The sequence below is a fragment of the Enterobacter sp. UPMP701 genome (genome assembly GCF_053709515.1).
On record NZ_JBSKJN010000060.1, the window covers coordinates 1 to 457 of the forward strand.

The 457-nt window shown below is 55.4% G+C and carries 1 pseudogene; it reads left to right on the forward strand.

Going from position 1 to position 457, the window contains the following annotated elements:
• Positions 1-457: pseudogene (locus ACWKXT_RS24355) on the forward strand (ATP-dependent zinc metalloprotease FtsH); the annotation flags it as partial.

Sequence of the window (457 nt, forward strand, 5' to 3'; positions counted from 1 at the left end):
GATATCGACGCGGCAATCATTGCCCGTGGTACTCCTGGTTTCTCCGGTGCTGACCTGGCGAACCTGGTGAACGAAGCGGCACTGTTCGCTGCTCGTGGCAACAAACGCGTTGTGTCGATGGTTGAGTTCGAGAAAGCGAAAGACAAAATCATGATGGGTGCGGAACGTCGCTCCATGGTGATGACGGAAGCGCAGAAAGAATCAACGGCTTACCACGAAGCGGGTCATGCGATTATCGGTCGCCTGGTGCCGGAACACGATCCGGTGCACAAAGTGACGATTATCCCACGCGGTCGTGCGCTGGGTGTGACTTTCTTCTTGCCTGAGGGCGACGCAATCAGCGCCAGCCGTCAGAAACTGGAAAGCCAGATTTCTACGCTGTACGGTGGTCGTCTGGCAGAAGAGATCATCTACGGGCCGGAACATGTTTCTACCGGTGCGTCCAACGATATTAAAG